This is a genomic window from Propioniciclava soli (assembly GCF_038502305.1).
Taxonomy (GTDB): Bacteria; Actinomycetota; Actinomycetes; order Propionibacteriales; family Propionibacteriaceae; genus Propioniciclava; species Propioniciclava soli.
Map to the genome: position 1 here is coordinate 2050151 of NZ_CP115965.1, position 20857 is coordinate 2071007.

The following is a 20857-nucleotide window of genomic DNA, read 5'->3' on the forward strand; positions in this document are numbered from 1 at the left end:
TCAGCCCACCAGCCCGAGAAGATTGGCGCCAAAGAGCAGGGTGAAGCCGATGAGGAACGCCAGCCCGGCCCAGGCCAGGACGCGCATGGCCACGGAGAGCCGACCGCGGCGCACCAGGGAGAAGTTGAGCCACGCAAACACCGGGGCGGTGACGAACGCGCTGATCATCGCGAAGTTCAGCATGGCCGCGAGCGAGGACGCCATGAAGAGCACGATGACCAGGCCGACCAGGGCGATGCCGACCGTCCAGGCGCTGAGTTCGCCGCGCGACATGGCCGGACGCCCGCGCAGCAGGCGCACCGCTTCGGCGTTGGCGCGGGCGTAGCCGTCGACGACGGTGATGGTGGTGCCGTACATGACGAAGAAGGCGAGCAGCGTCATCATGGGGGCAGCCCAGGGCCCGATGGTGGCGGCGTACATGGCGATGAGCTGGGCGATGTAGGCGCCGCTGGCGGTCGAGATCTCGGTGCCGCTGCCGTACTGGACGAGCGCGCCGAGCGCGACGAAGAACAGCGCGAGAACGGCGGAGGTCACGAAGCCGACGTTGAAGTCGAACAGGATGTCCTTGGGGTTGGCGTCCCGGTCGCGGACCTTGGCCTTGATCCACAAGGAGTTGAGGGCAGACACCTCGATGGGCGCCGGCATCCACCCCATCAGGGCGATGAGGAAGCCCAGCGTGGCGAAGTTCCACGGTGAGGGCTCGACGAAGCCGGGTTGCATCTGCGAACCGGCCATGGCGGCGAAGACGACCGCCACGACCGTCACCAGCGCCAGGACGGTCACGATCAGCTTGCTGATCCAGTCGAGCGCGCGGTAGCGGCCGGTGAGGAGCAGCACGAGCGTCGAGCCGATGACGACGACGGCGAGGACGGGCACGCCCAGGCCCCAGCTCGCCGGCACGGCGAAGGCGAGGATGGACGCGGCCAGCAGCGCCACGCCGGCGGTGGACACGACCGACGACACGGCGCACAGCGCGAAGAACACCCACAGGTAGGCGCGGCCCTTGTCGGCGTAGCCCTCCACGAGGCTCTTGCCGGTCTCGGCCGTGTACTGCGGTCCGAACCGAAAGAACGGGTACTTCATCACGTTGGCGATGATGACCAGCCCAAAGAGCTGCCAGCCGAAGTTCGCGCCGGCCTGCGTCGACGACACCAGGTGCGAGCCACCGATCGCGGCCGAGGCCATGAGGATGCCGGGCCCGAGGGTCGCAAGGCGGTGCCGGGCGGGCGGTGGCGTGGTGGAGGCGCCGGGAGCGGTGTCGGCCGCGCCGGAGCTGCGTCGCTGGGTGGGCATGGTCCTCAGGCTAGGACGGCCGCCGGGCGTCCCGCGAACCGGGACGCCGGCGTCCGCATGCCGGATCAACCCTCCGGGGACACGGCTGGCCCCCGAGGGCGCGTCGAGGTCAGCGCTGGACGCGCGCATTCCCCTTCCACAAATCCCAGACCTGCTTCTCGTCGGCCGGCTGGCCGTAGTCGTAGAGCGAGGTGGCGGCCAGCGCCCCGGTGGCCCAGCCGAACTGGGCGCACTTCTCCACGTCCCAGCCCTGCAGGATTCCGTAGAGCACGCCGCCCACCGAGCCGTCGCCGCCCCCGATGCGGTCCAGCACATCGATGTCGCGCAGCGGCGCCAGGTAGAACTCGCCGTCGTTCCACAGCAGGATGCCCCACGTGTGGCGGTTGGCGGAGACGACCTCGCGCAGGGACGTGCCGATCCAGTGGGCGTTCGGGTACTTCTCCTGGATGCGCCCGATCATCGCCTTGAACTCGTCGATCTCGGAGTCGATCGACTCACCGCCGGCCTGCGGACCTTCGATGCCGAGGCAGAGCTGGAAGTCCTCCTCGTTGCCGTAGAGGATGTCGCAGTTCTCGGCGATGGTGTGGAACGCCGCGGACAGCTCCTCCTCGCGACCCTTCCAGAAGGTGGCGCGGTAGTTGAGGTCCATGGCCACGACCGTGCCGTGAGCCTTGGCCGCCTTGGCCAGCTCGACGCAGAACTGCGAGGTCGACGGGCTGAGCGCGGCGATGAGACCCGACAGGTGCAGGATCTTGACCCCCTCGTCGCCGAACAGGCGGTCGAGGTCGAACTGGTCGACGCTGAGCTCGCGGCCCACCTCACCGGCGCGGTCGTTCCACACGCGCGGGGCGCGGCCACCGAAGCCCGAGTCCGCGATGTTGAACTGGTGGCGGTAGCCCCAGGCATCGCCCTGCGGGATCTCCGGACCCTCGTACGCCATCCCCCGCTTGCGCAGGTCGGCCTTGATCAGCGCCGCGATGGGCGACCCCTCGACGAAGGCCGTGAGCACCTTGGCGGGCTCCCCCAGGTAGGAGACGACGCTCGCCACGTTGGTCTCGGCACTCGTGGCCTGCAGGAAGAACCGGTCGGCGCTGTGCACGCCCGCCCGGTTCTCGGGGGTGATGCGGACACCCATCGACGTGGGCACGACCAGGGACCACTGTGCGTCGTTGCGGAGTTCCATGGCTTCTTCTCCAGGGATCGGGGACGGATGGCGCTTACCATCCTAGGGGTGGTCGAGGTGGCCGCGCCGGGAGTTGCCGTCGGGTGCCACGGAGCTTGGGCAGGGTCCTCCCGGCGGCCCTCACGAGCTCCTCTCCGGAGCACCGCGACGAAAACACGACACTCGATTTCACACCGGCGGTGCATGCACGCTCAGCGCGCGAATGAGCGCGCACTCACTGTCGCCTTTTCGTCGGTCTAGCGCCGGCAACTCGCTGCTTGGCCTGGGAGCAGCCCCCTGCGTGGCCGGGCGGGCATGCCTCGTGGCGGCCCAAGCGAGGGCCGCATGACAGGCCCGGCCTAATGTGAAGAGAGTGTGAAGAAGCACTGACCCTGGCCCTGCATGCCGGGCACGGCCTGATCGTGAGGCGCGATCATCCGCGGCTCGCCAGCCAGATCGACCGAGCGCTGCACGCCGGCACCCTACAGCGGGTCGCCTCAGGCATCTACGCGCCCCCAGGCGAGATCAGCACTGCACTGCTGGGTCGCGCGGTGGCGCACCTGGCACCGACTGCCGTGATCACGGGGCGGGCGGCGGCCGCGCTGACGTGGTGGCCGGAGCTGCCGGCACCTCTGGTCCACATCGCCTGCGCCAAGCACCGCACCGACGCGGGCGCCCTGCGCTGGGAGCGGCGAGAAGTCCCAGCCGAACTGGTGTGGGAGCGCAAGGGGATCCGGGTCACCAGCCCGCCGCTGACGGTGCTGGACCTTCTCTCCGAGCTGGGCGGCACAGTCATCGACGAGGCCCTGCGCCGTGGGGCGGTCCGGCTGGAGCAGGTGAACGCCGTCTTCGCCGGACTCCCTGCGCGCCGCGGCGATGCCGAACGGCGACGGCTGCTGGTGGATTCACGCGACGAACCATGGTCCGAAGCCGAGCGGGAGCTGCAACGGCGGTTCCGCTCACTCGACTGCGGCTATGCCCACCGCACGAACCACCGCGTCGTGCTTCCTGACGGCAGCGTGCGCTACTTCGACCTCGCCCTCCCGGATCTGCTGCTCGGTTTCGAGGCCGACGGCTACACCTACCACGGCGGACGCATCCCGTTTGTTGCGGACAGGCTCAGCGATGCCGCGGCCGCAGCCCTGTCATGGCAGCGCATCCGGTTCGCCGCCGTCTCGGTGCTGGCCCCCGACGACACGGTCACCGAACTGATGTGGGCGGCCATCACCGCACGGGCTGCTCTGCTCCGCGGCACGCGCCCGGTCACCGGACGGGTACGGCGCGCCACCCGGCGCACGAGCTGATCGTGGGGACAACTCGCCTCGCCGACGAAAACACGACACTCGATTCACAAACGGGCGCGCAAGCACGCTCAACGCGCGAATGAGTGCGCACTCACTGTCGCTTTTCCATCACTCCACGCGCCACAGCCACCGCTTCGTCGATGGCGCGACGTTGAGTCCAGCGCCACAGCGCCCAGCCCAGAGCGATGCCGACCAGGTCGGCCACGGCGTCCCACACATCGGCGGAACGGTGCGGCAACAGCGCGCCCTGCACGAGCTCGCTCGCCACCACCTGCACGGCCATCAACCCGAGCGCGCCCCACGCGGGCAGCACGCGCAGTAAAGCCCACGTCGCGAGGAGGAAGAGCCCGACGTGCACCACCTTGTCGGCGTGCGGAAGGGCCAGACCGTCGGGCGCCTCCACCGGATCGGGCCAGTAGAGCGCCAGCGTCTGGGCGACCACGGCCAGCACCGCGACCGCCCAGCGCCAGCTCACGACAGGCGCTCCAGCAGCAACTCGCGCACACGGGCCGCGTCGGCCTTGCCCTTCATCTGCTTCATCACGGCCCCGATGAGTGCCCCGGCGGCCTGCACCTTGCCGGCGCGGATCTTGTCGGCCACGTCGGGGTTCGCCGCGATGGCCGCATCCACGGCCTCGCCCAGCGCCCCGTCGTCGGAGACCACCGCGAGGCCCCGGGACGCCACGACCTCCTCCGGCGATCCCTCACCGGCCAGCACGCCGTCGAACACGGAGCGGGCCAGCTTGTCGTTCACCGTCCCCGCGTCGACGAGCCCCTGCACTTGGGCCACCTGCTCCGGCGTGACGCCGACGGCGCCGAGCTCGACGCCGGCCTCGTTCGCGCGCCGCGCCAGCTCGCCCAGCCACCACTTGCGCGCCGCGGCCGGCGGCGCACCGGCGGCCACGGTGGCCTCGATCAGGTCCAGCGAGCCCTCGTTGCCGAGCACGTCGCGCATCTCCAGGTCGGAGAAGCCCCACGCCTCCTGCAGCCGGGCCCGACGCCGGGCGGGCAGCTCCGGCAGCGAGGCCCGCAGCTCCTCCACCCAGGCCGGGTCGGGCGCGATCGGCACGAGATCGGGCTCGGGGAAGTACCGGTAGTCCTCGGCCTGCTCCTTGTTGCGGCCCGGGGAGGTGTACTCCCCATCCTCGTGCCAGTGCCGGGTCTCCTGCACCACGCGGCCCCCCTCGGCCAGGATCGCCCCCTGCCTGCGCATCTCGTAGGTCAAGGCCGCCTCCACCGAGCGCAGCGAGTTGACGTTCTTCGTCTCGGTCCGGGTGCCGAGCTCCGCGGTGCCGGTGGGCATCAGCGACACGTTCGCGTCGCAGCGCATGTTGCCGGCCTCCATGCGCGCATCGGACACCCCGAGGGCCCGCATCAGGTCGCGCAGCATCGCCATGTACGCCCGCCCCACGGCCGGGGCCTTCGCGCCGAGCCCGCGCACCGGGCGGGTCACGATCTCCATGAGCGGCGTGCCGGCCCGGTTGTAGTCCACCAGCGAGTACTCCGCTCCCACGATCCGGCCCGTGCCCCCGCCGACGTGGCTGAGCTTGCCGGCGTCCTCCTCCATGTGGACGCGCTCGATCTCGATGCGGAAGGTCTCCCCCTCCACCTCGACGTCGACCCAGCCATCGAAACAGATCGGCTCGTCGTACTGCGAGGTCTGGAAGTCCTTGGTCATGTCGGGGTAGAAGTAGTTCTTGCGCGCGAAGCGGCACCACGGCGCCACCTGGCAGTTCAGCGCCAGCCCGATCCGGATCGCCGACTCCACCGCGTGGGCGTTCACCACGGGCAATGACCCCGGCAGGCCGAGGCACACCGGGCAGGTCGTCGTGTTCGGCTCACCCCCGGGGGTGTTGTCGCAGCCGCAGAACATCTTGGACGCGGTGTTCAGCTCCACGTGCACCTCGAGCCCGAGCACCGGGTCGAACCGCGCGAGGACGGCGTCGTAGGTCAGCAGGTCGTCCATCTCAGGCCTCCTCGGCGCGGTCACGCGCGGTGTCGTCCGGTGCGGAGCCGTCGGGCGCCGCGCCCGCCGTCCACCGCTCGGCGATCCGATCGGTCAGGACGCCGCCGCCCAGTGCGCGCTCCAGCGCGGCCCCGACGCGATACACGCGGTCGTCGGCCAGCGGCGGGGCCATCACCTGGAACCCGACGGGCAGGCCGTCCTCGGGGGCGAGACCGCACGGGAACGACCCCGACGCGTTGCCCGCCATGTTGGACGGAATGGTGCACAGGTCGGAGGCATACATCGCCAGCGGATCGGCGGTGCGCTCCCCCAGGCGGAAGGCGGTCGTCGGCGTCGAGGGGCTCACCAGTACGTCGACCTGCTCGAAGGCCGCGTCGAAGTCGGACGCGATGAGCCGCCGCACCTTCTGCGCCGAGCCGTAGTAGGCGTCGTAGTAGCCCGAGCTCAGCGCGTACGTGCCGATGATGACGCGGCGCTTCACCTCGTCCCCGAAGCCCTCGCCGCGCGTCAGGTTCATGACCTCCTCGGCCGAGCGGGTGCCGTCGTCGCAGGCGCGCAGCCCGTAGCGCATCGCGTCGTAGCGGGCCAGGTTGCTGGACACCTCCGACGGCATGATCAGGTAGTAGGCGCCCAGCGCGTACCCGAAGTGCGGGCAGCTCACCTCGACGATCTCGGCGCCGGCCTGCGCCAGCAACGCCACCGCCTCGCCGAAGCGCTGCTCGACCCCGGGGGCATACCCCTCGCCGGAGAGCTCGCGGACCACGCCGATCCGCAGGCCTCGGACGTCGCCGGAGCGGGCGGCGTCCACCACCGGCGGCACCGGGGCGTCGATCGAGGTCGAGTCCATCGGGTCGTGGCCGGCGATCACGGCGTGCAGGAGGGCGGCGTCCAGCACCGTGCGCGCGCACGGGCCGGGCTGGTCGAGCGAGGACGCCATCGCGATGACGCCGTAGCGCGACGTGCCGCCGTAGGTGGGCTTGACGCCGACCGTGCCGGTCACCGATGCGGGCTGGCGGATCGAGCCGCCGGTGTCCGTGCCGATCGCCAGCGGCGCCTCGAACGCGGCCAGCGCCGCCGACGAGCCACCCCCCGAACCGCCGGGGATCCGGTCGAGGTCCCACGGGTTGTGGGTGGCGCCGAACGCGGAGTTCTCCGTCGAGGAGCCCATCGCGAACTCGTCGAGGTTGGTCTTGCCGAGGATGACGATGCCCGCGTCCAGCAGCCGCTGGGTCACGGTGGCCGAGTACGGCGGCCGCCACCCGGTGAGGATCTGCGAGCCCGCCGTCGTCGGGACGCCCTCCTGGCAGAACAGGTCCTTCAGCGCGAGGGGGACGCCGGCGAGCGGCCCCAGCTCCTCCCCCGCGTCCAGCCGGGCGTCCACCGCCGCGGCCTGCGCGAGCGCACCCTCGGCGTCCACGTGCAGGAACGCGTGGACGTCGGCGTCCACCCGTTTGATCTGGCCGAGGAACACCCGCGTGACCTCGACCGACGTCAGCTCGCGCGCGGCGATGCGGCGCCCCAGGTCGGACGCTGTCGCTGTCAGGATCGCCGCGCTCACGCGCCCTCCCCCAGGATGCGCGGCACGCGGAAGCGGCCGTCCTCCACCGAGGGCGCACCGGCCAGCACCGCTGCGGCGGGCAGGCTGGGGGTCACCACGTCGTCGCGGAACACGTTCGTCAGCGGCAGCGCGTGCGACATCGGCTCGGTGTCGGCGGTGGCCACCTCGGAGACGGACGCGACGGCGTCCAGGATGACGTCGAGCTGGGGCGCCAGGCGCTCCAGCTCCTCGGGTGTGAGAGCGATGCGGGCCAGCTCGGCGAGCCGGGCCACGTCGGCGGTGGTCAGCGCCACGATCGGGAGCTCCTGGTGTCGGACGGTCACGGACCCGCCCATCCTACGGGTGGGGACGGGCGGGTCCGTGCCGGTGTCTCGGCCGGGTGTCTCGGCCGGTTGGTGGCCTCAGCCCTGGAACTGGATGGTGAGGGTCTTGTCGACCGCCGACAGTGCGGCGCTCACAGGGCAGTTGGCCTTCGTGTCCTCGGCGAAGCGGCGGAACTCCTCCTCCGACAGGCCGGGCACCGTCGCGGAGACCGCGATCGCGGCGCCGGTGATGCCGGTGCCGGGCACGAAGTCGATGCCGACCTCGGTGTCGATGCGCTCCGGCGGGGTGTCGTTGCCGGCGAGCGCGTGGGAGAGCGCCATCGAGTAGCACGTCGCGAGCGCCGCCGCGATGAGCTCCTCGGGGTTGGTCGTGCCCTCGCCCGACTCGGCCCGCTTGCCCCACGACACGTCGAAGCTGGTGACGCCGGAGGTGACCAGCTCGGTCGTGCCCGAACCCTCGGTCAGGCTGCCTTCCCAGTGCGTCTTCGCGGTGCTCGTGGTTGCCATGAATCCTCCTCGGTTCCGCGCCGGCTTCGGACGCCGGCGCACCGCCTCCCATCCTTGCCCACGCCCGGGCGCCAGCCAACCCCCTCCCCGCCCGGGCCCTCGCCGCAGCGTTGGCCCGCGGCACACTCACCGCAGCTCGGCGGCGTCGTAGCGCTGCAGGAACGCGGCCATGGCGTCGCGGTTCACCGGGTTCACCGGGCGGAACTGTCGGCGCGGGCCGTCCACCCAGCCGGTGGTGATGCCGTGGTGGGCCAGCCAGGTGATCTCGGAATAGAACGCCGTGCTCGGGGTCAGGTCGGCGAACGGGGACGCCGCGGGTGGCGTCCACACCGGGGAGCCGGCAAACCGGTAGAGGAAGGCCGCCATCGCGTCCCGGTTCACGGGCGTCAGCGGACGGTAGTAGCGGCGGCCCCCGGTCTCCCAGCCGGTCGTGATGCCCTGTTCGGCGAGCCACGCGATCTCCTTGTAGAACTGCGCCGTCGTCGGCACGTCGGCAAACGGCGAGATCGCGGGCGGGGTGTAGGCGGGGCTGCCGGCGTACCGGTAGAGGAAGGCCGCCATGGCGTCGCGGTTCACCGGCGACACGGGCTGGTAGGTCAGCCGCGGCGGCGTCCCGTAGCCCGTGGTGAGGCCACGGACGTACATCCAGCAGATCGACTCCAGGTGCTCGGTGCCCACGGGCACGTCGTCGAACACGCTGCCGGCCGCGAAGCTGCCGGCCCAGCGGGTCGTGCCCGTGAGCACGTACCCGGGCAGGGCCCGCGCCTCCACGATGACCTGCCCCCGCGCGGGGTGGACGCCGGCCGCGGCGGTTTGGCCACCGATGAGGTAGCCGACGCCGGGCGTCGCCGGGATGGTCACGGTGTCGGACCCGGTGCCGCAGCGTTCGGCGAACACCGGCGGCACCGCGGTGACGGCCGTGGTTCCGGACCCCACCCGGGTGGTGGCCTGCGGCGCGGTGGGCGTCGCCGAGCGGAGCCCGGCGGCGTCCGTGGCGATCGCGTAGAACCCGTAGGCGTGCCCCGGGGCGCCAGTGAACGGGCGCGAACCGGTCGCGTCGGTGACCGTGGCCCACGGCGTCGGCGCGCCACCGTCGACGGCCACGAACAGCTCCACCTGACGGACGCCGGCGTGGGCGTCGCTGGCCTGCCAGGACACCGCAAAGGTCGGATTCGGGGAGCTCGGCGGCAGCGGCGCGAGCCCCGCCTGCGGCGCGACCCCGTCGATCAGGTTGCTCCACGTGTTCGTGCGGATGGCCGGGTTGAGGTCGAACACGATGTCGGAGATGCTTGAGGTCGCCGTCCCGCTCGCGACGTCGCGGAGCGGCACGTCGAACCACACGACGCCCTGGCCTCGCGTCCCGTCGGTGTTGGGCGGCAGGAAGCCGCGCAGCGGATCGTCGGGCAGCTCGCCGGTGAGGGGGTCGACGGTGATGAGCGTCCAGGTGATCGTGCCGGCCGCCGCGTCCACGGTGGCATCCACGTCCACCACCAGCGCGTCCGGGATCGTGAGGCGCTCGTCGAGCTCTCCACTCGGTGAGACGGGTGTCCAGTGGGTGGCGCCGAACTGCACGTCGGAGAACCGGACGTCGCCCAGGTCGTAGTGGGCCGGGTCGATGTGGTGGGTGATCCGCACCTCCTGGGCGGGGGCCGTCGCGGTGGCGAGGTTCTCGAAGTAGATGCCGAACCGGTGGCGTCCACCGGGCGTCAGCGCGTGCGCCGTTCCGCCGCCGCGGGGCCCGACCAGCTCGTTCGGATCGAACGAGGCGACCGGCACCATCGTCGCCGAATCCTGCTCGGGCCAGCATTTCTCGAGGGCCGTGAACACGGTGTTGGCCTCCCCCAGCGCGCCGAGGACGGCCGCCAGACCCTGCCCTCCTGGGATCACGGAGGACACGCAGGCCACCGAGCCCAGGCCGGACCAGAACAGGTCCGACGCCGAGGCGGCGCTGAACGGCGGCGCCTCGTTGGCGACGTTCCGGGCGATCGCGGCGGCAGCGTCCGCGGCCAGACCGGCGCACGCACCGCCCGGCACGGCGTCCATCACGATCTGCTTGAACAGGTCGAGCAGCGCGTCACCGCACCCACCGGCCCCGAACCAGCCCCAGGCGTCCGGTTGGGCGCTCCCGGCAGAGCGGCCCGATTCGGCAACGCCGGCCCCGGGGCCACCGGGAGGCTCGGTGACGAGGCAGCGCCCCGCCGACACGTTGAGCGTGAACGGGGCCGGCTGCGGCACCTCCAGGTTGAACTCGTAGGAGCGGGTGCTCCCGGCGGGCAGACTGCTGAGGTAGAGCGGGATGCCGCGGACGCCGTCACGCACGAACGTGTCACGCTCCTGCGACCAGTCCGATCGCCCGGTGGCGGGGAGCTTGGGATCGACCAGACTGAACCGCGGGCTGACGTTGCTGGCCGCGGGCAGACCGGTGATCATCAGCAGCACGCCCCCCGCGTCGACATTGCCGTGGTTGGTCACCTCAACCGTGAACCTGGTGGAGCGGCCCCAGCGGAAGGCCCCCCGCGTCAGGAGCCGGGCGTTGACGATCGGCTGTTCGGGCGCCTGGACCGTCAGCCCGGCCAGGAGGCGGGCCGTTCCCTCAGTCGCAGAGTGCGCCACCACGTCGTAGGATCCCAGCGCTGCGGACGCAAGGTCGAACCGCACGGTGGCCGAGCGCGCGTCGGCGGACCACGAGGTCACGGTGCCCGGCACGGTGGTACCACCACGCACGAGCGACACGGTCGTCCCGGGCAGGAGCACCCTTCCGCTCACCTCGACGCTGGTCGTGGCTCCCGCGCCGACCACGGCTGGCGTCACGCGCGCCAAGGAGAAGGCTGCCGGACCGCACACCGGGTTCCAGCAGGCGAGCCCGAACGTCACGCGCCCCAGCGGCACGGTGCTGCGCGCCCAGAGGACGGCGGTGAGGTCGCCGCCGGCCCTCACCGCGCAGTTGGGGTCCGTCCTGTCCGTGCGGGGCTTGCAGGCATCGGTTCCGTCCGCCTGGAAGATGCCGTACGGGAGAGTGGCCGGCGCGTCCGGGTTGGACGCCGTGGCATCCAGCTGGTCCCCCGCGCCCGCCACGAAGCGGACGCAGCGGGCGGCGTCCACGGCATCCAGGCGGGTGGCCCAGCTGGCACCGGTGACCAGCGAGTCCAGGCGTTCGCAGCCCACCGGCGCGTTGATGCGGCGCACCGCCACCTGCCACGACCCGACCGCGCCGGGTCGGCTGGCCGTGACCACGGCGCGGAAGGGTGCCCGCCCCCGGAGGCGACACACACTCGCGTTGGCCGCGGTGCTGCACTGCTCCTCGCCTGCGGCGTCCACGATGTAGCCCGCCAGCGCCGCGACATCGGCCCCCGTTAGGGAGAACAGGGCCGTGTCGCCCGTGCTCAGGCCCAGGGTGAGGCAGCGGACGCCGGCGGTCGCCGGGGCGGGGAAGCTGGCCGCGGGTTCGGCGAACGACATGGTGCGGGACGCGTCCGCGCAGGCCTGCCTGGACGCCATTGACGCCCAGGAGGTCGTGCCACGCGCCTGCTGCTCGTTCGCCGACTGGGCAAGGACGCGGAAGGGCGCAACGCCGGTGAGCCGGCACGCCCCCGTGCGGAAGGACCCCACCGAGAAGCGCGTCCGGGTCCTGCAGACCTGGCTACCCACAGCGTCCACCACCGTGAAGACGGGGCTGCCGGTCAGGTCCAGGTGGGACCACCACAGCGTGCTCCCGGCCGGTGAGGTGAGTTCTCGACAGTCCCAGAGATCGCCCGGATCGAGGGCGGCGGTCCACGGCGCGGTGTCCCACCGATCGGAGTCCAGCACCGGGCAACCGGTTGATTCCATGACCGGAACCACCCCCACCCGATAGGTGGTGTCGGCCGCTGCGGCGGGGCTGGTGACGACGACCAGATGGGGCGCGTTGACTGCGAGCCCGACCACCGCCGAGGGTTCGTCGACGCCGTCCGTGGCGAAGGCCGCCACCCGCGCTCCCCGCGAATCGTGCACGGTGACGGACAACCGTGCCGCCCCGGTGGTGCGATGGATCCGCAGCGCCTGCGCTCCGCTTGCCGTGGGCGTGTACACGAAGCACTCCGGCGGTCCGGTGCGCACCGCGGAGGTGGGCAGGGGGGTCCGCCACGCGGCGGTGCCGAGCGGCGCACATCCGGTCGGTGCGGTCAGGTCGCCGATCCACACGGTGGTCTCACCCGCCGCCGGGGTGCCACGCATGAGCAGGAGCCGACGCGGCCCGAGGTCGGCTGCGCCGCAGGTCATGGGCTCGTTCGTCGTCACCTCGCAGATCTGCCCACCGTCCGGGCCGAAACCCAGCGCCACGAAACCGAGCGCGCCGAGGGACACCAGGAGAGGGCCGGCACGCTCGGCCGTGGGCTGCAGGCAGTCGACCTCGGCACCGGTCGCGGCGACGAACGGCCGGGCGGGGGCGTCCCATCGGCCCAGGCCGCTCTCGCACCCCGGGGTGCCCATGATGTCGAGGAGCCCGATCTGGTAGGTCTGGGGGGTTGCATCCACGGGGCCGACGGTCACCACCGTGTGGGTGGTCCCGCCCTGGAGACGGAGCACCGCGTACGCGTCGGGGCCGAGGTCGCTGGTGTCGTGCTCACCCACGAGGGTGCGCGCCGTGTCGAAGACATACGTCTGCAGCCGCCGGGCGCCCGGCTGCAGACGCATGACGTAGGGCCCGGTCGAGGTGGTCGTGACGAGGCGGCACTCGGCCAGCCGCGTGCGCGTGGTGGCGGCCGGCAGCGGCGAGCGCCAGGAGCCGAGCGGCGCCGTGACGCAGCCGCGATCGTCGGACAGCGACCGCACGCTGATGGTGCTCGTCGCGTGGTCGTCCGACGCGGGCTGCAGGATGACGACATGGCGCCCCGCGGCGGCGAGACGGCACGCGAAGCCGGTGATGCTGGCGTAGCACTGCTGCGCGCCGAAGGCGTCGTAGACCAGCGCGTCGACCGGGTGACCGGTGGCGCTCAGCCACAGGGTGTCCGGGCCGGCTGCGGTGAGCTGGCGGCAGTCGAGCTGGCCGCGGGCGGTGGACGTGATGGTTTCGTCCGGGGCGTCCCAGGCGGTCGAGATGGAGCGACAGGCGGTGCCGAGGAGGTCGAACACCCCGACGGTGTAGGCCGGGTCGGGGGCCACGGCGCCCCCGCCGACGATGAGCCGGTAGGTCACCGCCGCGGTGAGCGGGGCGACCGCGCCGCGGTTCCATGAGTCGAACCGACGCACGAGCGTGCCGGCCGGATCGTAGACGGACAGTTCGGTGGGCATGCCTGCACCCGGCCGGCCGTAGCGCACCTGGTGCGGGCCGGTGGTGCGCGTGGTGAACGTGAAGCATTCCGGGAGTCCGGTCCGCACTGCCGCCACCGGCAGGGGCGCTGCCCATGCCGCCAGCGGCATCGCGATGCAGGCGTCGGTCTCGGGAAGCGCGTTCGGGGCCCCGGCGTCCGGGGATTCTGCCACCGGGCCAGCCGGGTTCGCGGCATTCTCCGGGGCAGGCTCCGGCGCGACCTCAGGTGCCGGGTCGGGTGCCGGTTCCGCCGGCGGGACGGGGGTGGGTGGGGGGTCGGCGGACGGCTCCGGCCGCAAGAGGGGAGTGGGTTCGGGCGTGGGGTCGGGCGACCGTTCCGGCGTCGCGGCGGGTGGCGCCTCGGGCGTGGCGGTGACGGTGGGCGTCGGCGTGGCCGGGGCGACGGCCGGGTCCCCCACCTCGGCGCGGGCCGCGGGACCGAGGCCGAACACGAGCGCCCACGCGAGAACCAGCGTGACCAACCAACGGAGCGGACGAGCCATGGGAGCACCCCCTGCCGAGGTCCCGCTCTGCCACGGGACGCATCGGTGCAAGGAGTCCGGTTGCCGCCGGCCTGATACGCGGGCGTCAGCGCACGGTGAACTCCGCGACGGCGTCCGGAAGGCCCTCGGCGGTGATGCGGACGCGCACCGTCCCCGGCCCGGTGGTGCGCACGATCGCCTGGGCCCGGCCGTCGTGCGGCGTGCACGTCGTGGCGTCGAACCGTTCCTCGGTGCGCCAGGCACCGGTGCCGAACCCGGCCAGCTCGGCCGGCCCCTCCACGGCGACCGACACGGGACGCCGATCGGTCACGACCACCTCGCCCTGCGCATCGGTGAGCGCGACGGCGACGTAACCGAGGTCATCGGTCCCGTGGAGCTCCGCGCGTTCGGCGTCCGCACGGACCTCCGCCACCGGCCCGGCCGAGCGCAGGGTCGTGCGCCCCACCTCCTGGCCGTCGGTGTGAGCCACCGCCGTCAGCTCCCCGGGCCGCCACACGGTGTCGAAGGACGCCACCAGGGCCCGCTTCTCCCCCACGGCCGCGCGGCCGAGCGATTCACCGTCGAGCAGCAGCTCCACCTCGTCGGCCCGCGCGTACACCTCGACGCGGACGGGCGCGTCCTCGAACCCCGGCCACGACCAGCTCGCCACCGTGTCGCTCCACTGCCAGGCGTTGGGCTGGGGCCGCGTGTGGTGGTAGCGCTCCGGGCGCTGCACCGCCAGGAACGGGCCGTCGGCCAGGCCGAACGCGATCTCGCGGTAGTGCGACACGGTCTTGCGGTACCCCGTGATGTCGATGTCGCCGCACCCGGCCAGCAGGTTCGGGTAGCCCAGCCCGTAGGGGGCGACGGCGCCGTCCTCGGCGTAGGCGTGCCCACCAATGCCGGCCTCGCCCAGGTAGTCCCAGCCGGTCCAGGTGAAATCGCCGATCACCTGGTCGTGGGCCATCACCTGCTCCCAGTTGTGGGCGATCCGGGTCGGGAAGGTCTCCGAGCCGACGCTCACCCGCTGCGGGTGGTGTTCGGCATCGTAGGCGTAGCGGTCCTCGGCGTAGTTGTAGCCCATCACGTCGAGCACGGCCGCCGCCTCGTGGACGGCCGCGTCAGCGTCCGGCGTCGTGGCCGCGGCGTTCTGGCCGGCGGCGAAGTTCTGGCCGTCCTCCCCCGTGCGGTCGGTGAGCCCGCCCATGAACTCGTTCAGCCCGCCCGCCTTGGCGATGAGATCGGCGACGTCGACGAGGAACAGCATCTGGATGCCGTTGGTGACGGGCCGCGTCGGGTCGAGCGCGCGCGTCCGCTCGGCCAGGGCGCGGCCGAGCAGGCGGCCGTCGCGGCGTCCGAGCTCGAGGATCTCGTTGCCGATCGAGTACATCACCACGCTGGGGTGGTTGACCGAGCCCTCGACCATCGATGCCAGATCACGCTCCCACCACGTCGCGAAGTCGCGGCTGGCGTCGAACGGCGTCTTCTCCACCGCCCACATGTCGAACGCCTCGTTCATGACCAGCATGCCGACCTCGTCGCAGGCGTCCAGCAGCACCTGGGACGCCGGGTTGTGCGCGCTGCGGATCGCGTTGAACCCCGCCTCCTTCAGCAGCCGGACGCGGCGCCGCTCGGCCGCGGGGTGGGACGCTGCGCCGAGCAGCCCGTTGTCGTGGTGCAGGCAGGTGCCGCGCAGCTTGAGCGCCTCCCCGTTGAGGCGGAAGCCGCGGTAGGGGTCCACCGACACCGTGCGAACGCCGAACCGCACGGCGAGTTCGTCGGAAACGGCGGCCTGCTCCTCGAGTTCGTCGTCGAGGACGCGGACGATCGCGGTGTGCAGGGCCGGGTCGTCGAGGGACCAGCGGTGCGGATCGCGGATCCACTGGCGCCGGCGCACGACGGCGGGGGTGCCGGGAGCGACCGTGACGGGCTCGGTGACTTCGACCAGAACCGCACCGTCGGGGCCCCGCAGCTCGGTGTGCAGCCGCACCTCGCGGACGGAGCGGGTGTCGTTCACCACGCGCGCGACGACCTCCACCGCGGCCAGGTCGTCGTCCACCTCGGGGGTGGTCACGGTGACCCCGTCCGGGGCGAGGTGGACGCCGCCGGCCACGGTCAGGTGCACCTGGCGGAACAACCCGGCCCCGCTGTACCACCGGCTGTCGAGATGGGTCCGGACGTCGACGCGGAGTTCCTGGGTGTGGCCCGGGCGCAGGTGCGGCGTCAGATCGACGTGGAAGCGCGCGTAGCCGCTCGGCCGGTGGGCCAGCTGGACGTCGTCGAGGTAGACGCGGGCCCCCGCGTAGGCGCCGTCGAAGGTGACGTTGATGAAGCGATCGGCCCAGTCACCGGGCACGTCCAGGCTGCGCAGGTACCGCCACACCCCACCCGGGTAATAGCCGGATGACCCGCCGGAGGGGGCGTCCGGGGTGCGGTCGGCGTCGCGCATGGCATCGTGCGGCAGGCGCACGTCCCGCACCTCGGGTTGCTCGCCGGTGAAGCGGGCGAATGGCCCGGCCGGCGTCGTGACTCGCCAGCCGTCGTTGAGCGGGACGCGGGAGACGGGGTCAGCCATGGTTGCTCCAAGGAGGATCGGCGACGGTGCGGACCACCCGATTCTAGGTGCGAGAGCCGGTGTCGTGAGGTGTCCGGCGACACGCACCGCCGTGTTCCAATCGCGCTACAGGTGCTCGCCGGCACGCCGGGCCGCGGGCGGCGTTGGGATTCATCGGCCACACTGGCGGGGTGTTCCTGCTCCGCGTGATGCTGCCCGACCGCCCCGGTTCGCTGGGGGCGGTCGCCACCGCGCTCGGCGAGGCGCACGCCGACATCAACGCCGTCGAGATCATCGAGAAGGGCGCCGGCCACGTCATCGACGACTTCATGCTGACGCTGCCTCCCGATGCGCGCCCGGAGGCGCTGATCACCGCATGCGTGGGGCTGGCCGATGTCGAGGTGATGTGGGTCTCCTCCTACCCCGACAACTGGGGACTCACGGCCGACACCGACGTCCTGGAGGACATGGTGGCCGAGCCGGACCGCGCCGAGCACGTCCTGCTGCACGCGGCCCCCGTGGTGTTCCATGCCACGTGGGCGGTGCTGGTGGAGCGCTCGGGGGCCGTGGTGGAGGCCACTGCGCTGGCCCCGCCCGAGGCGGTGTTCGACCACGCGCACCTCGGCGACCTGCGGACGCCGCACGTCGCCACCCTGCCCACCGCGTGGATCCCGAACTGGGGGGAGCACACGGTGGCGGTCACCCCGTTTAGAGGCAGTGAGCACTCCATCCTGCTCGGACGCCCCGGGCCGGAGTTCCGGCAGTCCGAGCTGGTCCGGTTGCGTCACCTCGCGATGCTCTCCGACCTGCGGCTGCCCACCCCCTGACCCGGGGGGGTGGCCGGGGGGTGGGCGCCGACACGCTCACTTGTGGCTCAAACTCCGGCTTGGGAGCCGGAGTTTGAGCCACGAGTGAGCGTGTCGTGCCGGGTTCCACGGCCGGTGTGCTGCCAGGGACGCGGACCCCGACCGGGCATCTTCCCAGACGCCGAGGGTCCTCGGCGCCTCAGGACAGCTCAGGTCACGTGCGCACTCTGGTGCCTCCTGACGCAGCCTGGAGGCACGTGGCCGCCCATGGCATCACGTGGCTCGCCTTCGCTCCACCTGGCGCAGCGCAGCTCACGTGGCGGGGTGTGCACGGCCCTCCAGGTGAGCCGCGCTGCGCCACGTGATCCCGGCGTGCGCCACGTGGCCCTGGACCACCTCCGCGGGTCGGTCGATTCACCAACCCTCGCAGTAGAGCGTTCCGAAACCGCAGTGTGAGCCACATGTGTGCATGTCACCGCCGTCGGGGTGATTGATCCCCGGAGGAACCTGACTCCCCACAGGACACCCCAAGGGGGGTTGTCTCAAGGTCCGGCTTGGGCAAGGCTGCCCCGAGGAGGAATGCAATGAATGACACCCTGTTGGGCCGGGCCGCAGCCGCCGTCGAGGACGCCGAGGGCCTGGACGCCCCGGCAACCATCCTGAGAGATGTGGCCCCCAAGCTGCCCCGCCCCCTGCTCGACGTACTCACCGGACGCGCCGTGGGCAGCCCCCTGCACCCCGCCCTGGTGCACTTGCCGATCGGCGCCGCGATCAGCGCGCTGGTCGTGGAACTCGTGGGCGGTGAGACACAGGCGTCGTCGGCGCGCCTCCTGGCGGGGTTGACTGTCGCGTCCGCCGTACCGGCGGCGTGGACAGGGCTCGCCGACTACGCCTCGGCGTACGGCGCGGGTGCGAGACGCGTCGGCGCGGCCCATGCCCTGCTCAACGCGGCGGGCACCACGTTGGCTCTCGCCGCTGTTGCCACCGGCGGGGCAACACGACGCCCCATCCCCACATTGCTGATCGCCGGCAGCGTGGGCGCCTACCTCGCCGGCGGGTTCCTGGGCGGCCACCTCGTGCATGCCCGAGAGCAGACGGCTCCCGGGGCCTGAGCCGACGCGCCGCAGCGCCGGCCCCGGGCTGACACGCACACTTCGGCCCCAAACTCCGGCTCCCAAGCCGGAGTTTGGGGCCGAAGTGTGCGTGTCGCGCTTCTCCCCGGCGCCGCAGCGCTCAGAAGCCGCGCAGCTGGAGGTAGGCGTAGTACCCGAACGCGACGACGGCGGCCAGCACCAGCACCGCGACGAGGATCGCCCACCAACGCTGCCGCTTCTTCTGCCGCGTCGTGGGGACGTCGGCCGGACCCCAGTCGCCGATCCGTGGCATCGCCCGCGGGGAGACGCGGCCGTTGAGGTTCAGGTTGCTATTCAGGCCCTCCACGGCGCCCAGCCTACGCGTCGTCCCACCCTCACGACGCGACGGCGTCCGCGCCGCGGGTGAGCAGGTCGTCGAACTGCTCGGCGGGCAGGATCGGCACCCCGAGAGTCTCGGCCTTGGCGTACTTCGACCCGGTGGTCTCCCCCGCCACCAACACCGACGTCTTCTTCGACACCGACCCCGCGGCCTTCCCGCCGCGGGCGGTGATCGCCTCCTGCGCGGTCTCGCGGGTGTAGCCGGGCACCGCCCCGGTGACCACCACCGTCAGCCCGGCGAGCGTCTGCTCCATTGCTTCCTCCACCGCCACGGTTTCGCTCGCCATCACGCACCCGGCCGCCTGCCACTTGTCGACGATGGCCCGGTGCCAGTCCTCGGCAAACCACTCGGTGATGGACGCGGCGAGCGTCGGCCCGATGCCGTCGACGGCCGACAGCTCCTCGGCGGACGCGGCGCGCAGGGCGTCCACGCTCGGGAAGGCGCGCGCCACGTCGGGTGCCACCCCCTTGCCGATGTGGCGGATCGACAGCGCGACCAGGAACTTCGGCCAGGGCCGCGTCCGGGCCGCCGCGAGGTTCTCCAGCAGCTTGGTGCCGTTGGCGGTCAGCGCGCCGCCCTTGGTGCGGAAGAAGTCCGACCGCAGCAGGTCGTCGGAGGTCAGCGAGAACAGGTCGCCCTCGTCGGCCACCAGCTCGGCCGCGAGGAGGGCGTCCGCCGCCTGCCAGCCGAGGGTCTCGATGTCGAGCGCGGCGCGCGAGGCCACGTGGAACAGGCGCTCGCGCAGCTGGCTGGGGCACGAACGCGTGTTGGGGCAGCGGAGGTCCTTGTCCCCCTCCTTCTCCTCCCGCAGCTCGGTGCCGCAGCTTGGGCAGTGCGTCGGCATGACCCACGCGGGCAGTCCCTCGGGGCGCAGGGGCAGCACGGGGCCGAGGATCTCGGGGATCACGTCGCCGGCCTTGCGCAGGATCACCGTGTCGCCGGGACGCACGTCCTTGCGCTCCACCTCGTGGGCGTTGTGCAGCGTCGCCATCTCCACCGTCGAGCCCGCCACGACCACGGGCTCCATCACCCCGTAGGGCGTGACGCGTCCGGTGCGGCCGGTGTTCACTTCGATGCGGAGCAGCCGGGTGTTGACCTCCTCCGGGGGGTACTTGAACGCGATCGCCCACCGCGGGGCCCGCGAGGTGAACCCCAGCTCCCGCTGGCGGGCGATGTCGTTGACCTTGAGCACCACGCCGTCCATCTCGTGCTCGAGGTCGTGCCGGCGGTGCTCGTAGGTCTCGATGTAGCCCAAGGCCTCGGGCAGGCCGGCGACGACCTCGTTGTGGGGGCTCACGGGCAACCCGTAGCGGCGCAGCAGGTCGTAGCCGTCGGACTGGCGCGGCACGTCAGGCCCCGAGTGCGCACCCAGGCCGTGGCAGTAGAACCGCAGCCGCCGCGACGCCGTGACGCGCGGGTCCTTCTGCCGCAACGACCCAGCGGAGGAGTTCCGCGGGTTGGCGAACGGCGCCCGCCCAGCCTCGAGCAGCGAGGCATTGAGCGCCTCGAAGTCATCGGGCCGCATGTAGACCTCGCCGCGCACCTCGACGAGGTCGGGCGCCTCGTCGCTGAGCCGCGCCGGGATGGCATCGATCGTGCGGGCGTTGGCCGTCACGTCCTCACCAAAGCGCCCGTCACCACGCGTCGCCGCGGTGACCAGCCGGCGGTCGCGGTAGACCAGGTCGAGCGCGAGCCCGTCGATCTTCACCTCGCACAGCAGCTCGGTCGCTCCCCCGAGCCGGCCGTACCAGCGCTCGAGCTCCTCGACCGAGAAGGCGTTGTCCAGACTCATCATCGGCGCCAGGTGCTCCACGGGCGCGAACGTGGCCGACACCGCCCCGCCCACCTGCTGGGTGGGCGAGTCGGGCGTCCGCAGCTCGGGGTGGGCCTCCTCCAGGGCCCCGAGCTCGGCGAAGAGCTGGTCGAACGCGGCGTCGGTGAGCGTGGGACGGTCCAGCACGTAGTACTGGAAGCGCGCCTCGCCGATCTGCTGGGCGAGGTCGGCGTGGCGGGTCCGGAGGGTCGCATCGGTCACGCTGGGCAACCTACCGTGCGCCCCCGACGTTTCGGCGCGGCCACGTATCACCGCGGGGCCCACCGCCTCCTTCGTCACGTCCACCGGAGCACCCGCCCCGGACCCCCG

At 72.3% G+C, this 20857-nt stretch carries 14 protein-coding genes; 3 read left to right on the top strand and 11 right to left on the bottom strand.

The genetic code is table 11. From position 1 onward, the window contains the following. A complete protein-coding gene (locus PCC79_RS09255; protein ID WP_342371653.1) occupies positions 1–1293 on the bottom strand; it encodes an NRAMP family divalent metal transporter in 1293 nt (430 codons plus the stop codon). 109 nt (positions 1294–1402) lie between these two features. Next, on the bottom strand, positions 1403–2476 hold the full coding sequence (locus tag PCC79_RS09260; RefSeq protein WP_232547804.1) for a PfkB family carbohydrate kinase: 1074 nt from the start codon (positions 2474–2476) through the stop codon (positions 1403–1405). A gap of 401 nt (positions 2477–2877) precedes the next feature. On the opposite strand from PCC79_RS09260, the gene PCC79_RS09265 reads away from it, so the two are divergent. Beyond that, positions 2878–3759, top strand: a complete 882-nt coding sequence (locus PCC79_RS09265; RefSeq protein WP_342371654.1) for a hypothetical protein — start codon at positions 2878–2880, stop codon at positions 3757–3759. A gap of 91 nt (positions 3760–3850) precedes the next feature. Here PCC79_RS09265 and PCC79_RS09270 read toward each other — a convergent pair whose 3' ends face one another. The 7 genes from PCC79_RS09270 to PCC79_RS09300 form a co-directional block, all read right to left on the bottom strand. Next, a complete protein-coding gene (locus tag PCC79_RS09270) occupies positions 3851–4234 on the bottom strand; it encodes a hypothetical protein (protein WP_342371655.1) in 384 nt (127 codons plus the stop codon). Continuing rightward, entirely contained in the window at positions 4231–5724 is a 1494-nt protein-coding gene (gene gatB / locus PCC79_RS09275; protein ID WP_232547801.1) for an Asp-tRNA(Asn)/Glu-tRNA(Gln) amidotransferase subunit GatB, read from the bottom strand. Before gatB ends, PCC79_RS09270 begins: the two co-directional genes overlap by 4 nt. A gap of 1 nt (position 5725) precedes the next feature. After that, positions 5726–7282 (bottom strand): Asp-tRNA(Asn)/Glu-tRNA(Gln) amidotransferase subunit GatA, encoded by a 1557-nt coding sequence (gene gatA, locus PCC79_RS09280; RefSeq protein ID WP_342371656.1) that lies wholly within the window; start codon positions 7280–7282, stop codon positions 5726–5728. Continuing rightward, complete coding sequence (gene gatC / locus PCC79_RS09285) at positions 7279–7575, bottom strand: Asp-tRNA(Asn)/Glu-tRNA(Gln) amidotransferase subunit GatC (protein ID WP_232547917.1); 297 nt, start codon at positions 7573–7575, stop codon at positions 7279–7281. Before gatC ends, gatA begins: the two co-directional genes overlap by 4 nt. A 108-nt stretch (positions 7576–7683) precedes the next feature. Next, positions 7684–8112 (bottom strand): OsmC family peroxiredoxin, encoded by a 429-nt coding sequence (locus tag PCC79_RS09290; RefSeq protein ID WP_232547799.1) that lies wholly within the window; start codon positions 8110–8112, stop codon positions 7684–7686. A 126-nt stretch (positions 8113–8238) separates the two neighbouring features. Further along, the gene (locus tag PCC79_RS09295; RefSeq protein ID WP_342371657.1) at positions 8239–13902 is read right to left on the bottom strand and encodes an S-layer homology domain-containing protein; all 5664 of its coding nucleotides are present in this window, start codon (positions 13900–13902) and stop codon (positions 8239–8241) included. Positions 13903–13987: 85 nt separating this feature from the next. Next, positions 13988–16456, bottom strand: coding sequence for a glycoside hydrolase family 2 TIM barrel-domain containing protein (locus tag PCC79_RS09300; RefSeq protein WP_342371658.1), 2469 nt, complete (start codon positions 16454–16456; stop codon positions 13988–13990). A gap of 170 nt (positions 16457–16626) precedes the next feature. Here PCC79_RS09300 and PCC79_RS09305 point away from each other — a divergent pair, with 170 nt between their 5' ends. Together PCC79_RS09305 and PCC79_RS09310 are read left to right on the top strand one after the other, a co-directional pair. After that, positions 16627–17262 (top strand): ACT domain-containing protein, encoded by a 636-nt coding sequence (locus tag PCC79_RS09305; RefSeq protein ID WP_342371659.1) that lies wholly within the window; start codon positions 16627–16629, stop codon positions 17260–17262. Between the two features lie 563 nt (positions 17263–17825). Beyond that, positions 17826–18353: a DUF2231 domain-containing protein gene (locus tag PCC79_RS09310; protein ID WP_232547795.1), complete on the top strand. Its 528-nt coding sequence runs from the start codon at positions 17826–17828 to the stop codon at positions 18351–18353. A gap of 121 nt (positions 18354–18474) precedes the next feature. On the opposite strand, the gene PCC79_RS09315 is transcribed toward PCC79_RS09310, so the two are convergent. Then, positions 18475–18681 carry a hypothetical protein gene (locus PCC79_RS09315; RefSeq protein WP_232547794.1) on the bottom strand — a complete coding sequence of 69 codons (207 nt, stop codon included), beginning with the start codon at positions 18679–18681 and terminating at the stop codon, positions 18475–18477. A gap of 28 nt (positions 18682–18709) precedes the next feature. Then, positions 18710–20749: an NAD-dependent DNA ligase LigA gene (gene ligA / locus PCC79_RS09320; protein WP_342371660.1), complete on the bottom strand. Its 2040-nt coding sequence runs from the start codon at positions 20747–20749 to the stop codon at positions 18710–18712. Positions 20750–20857 lie beyond the last annotated feature (108 nt).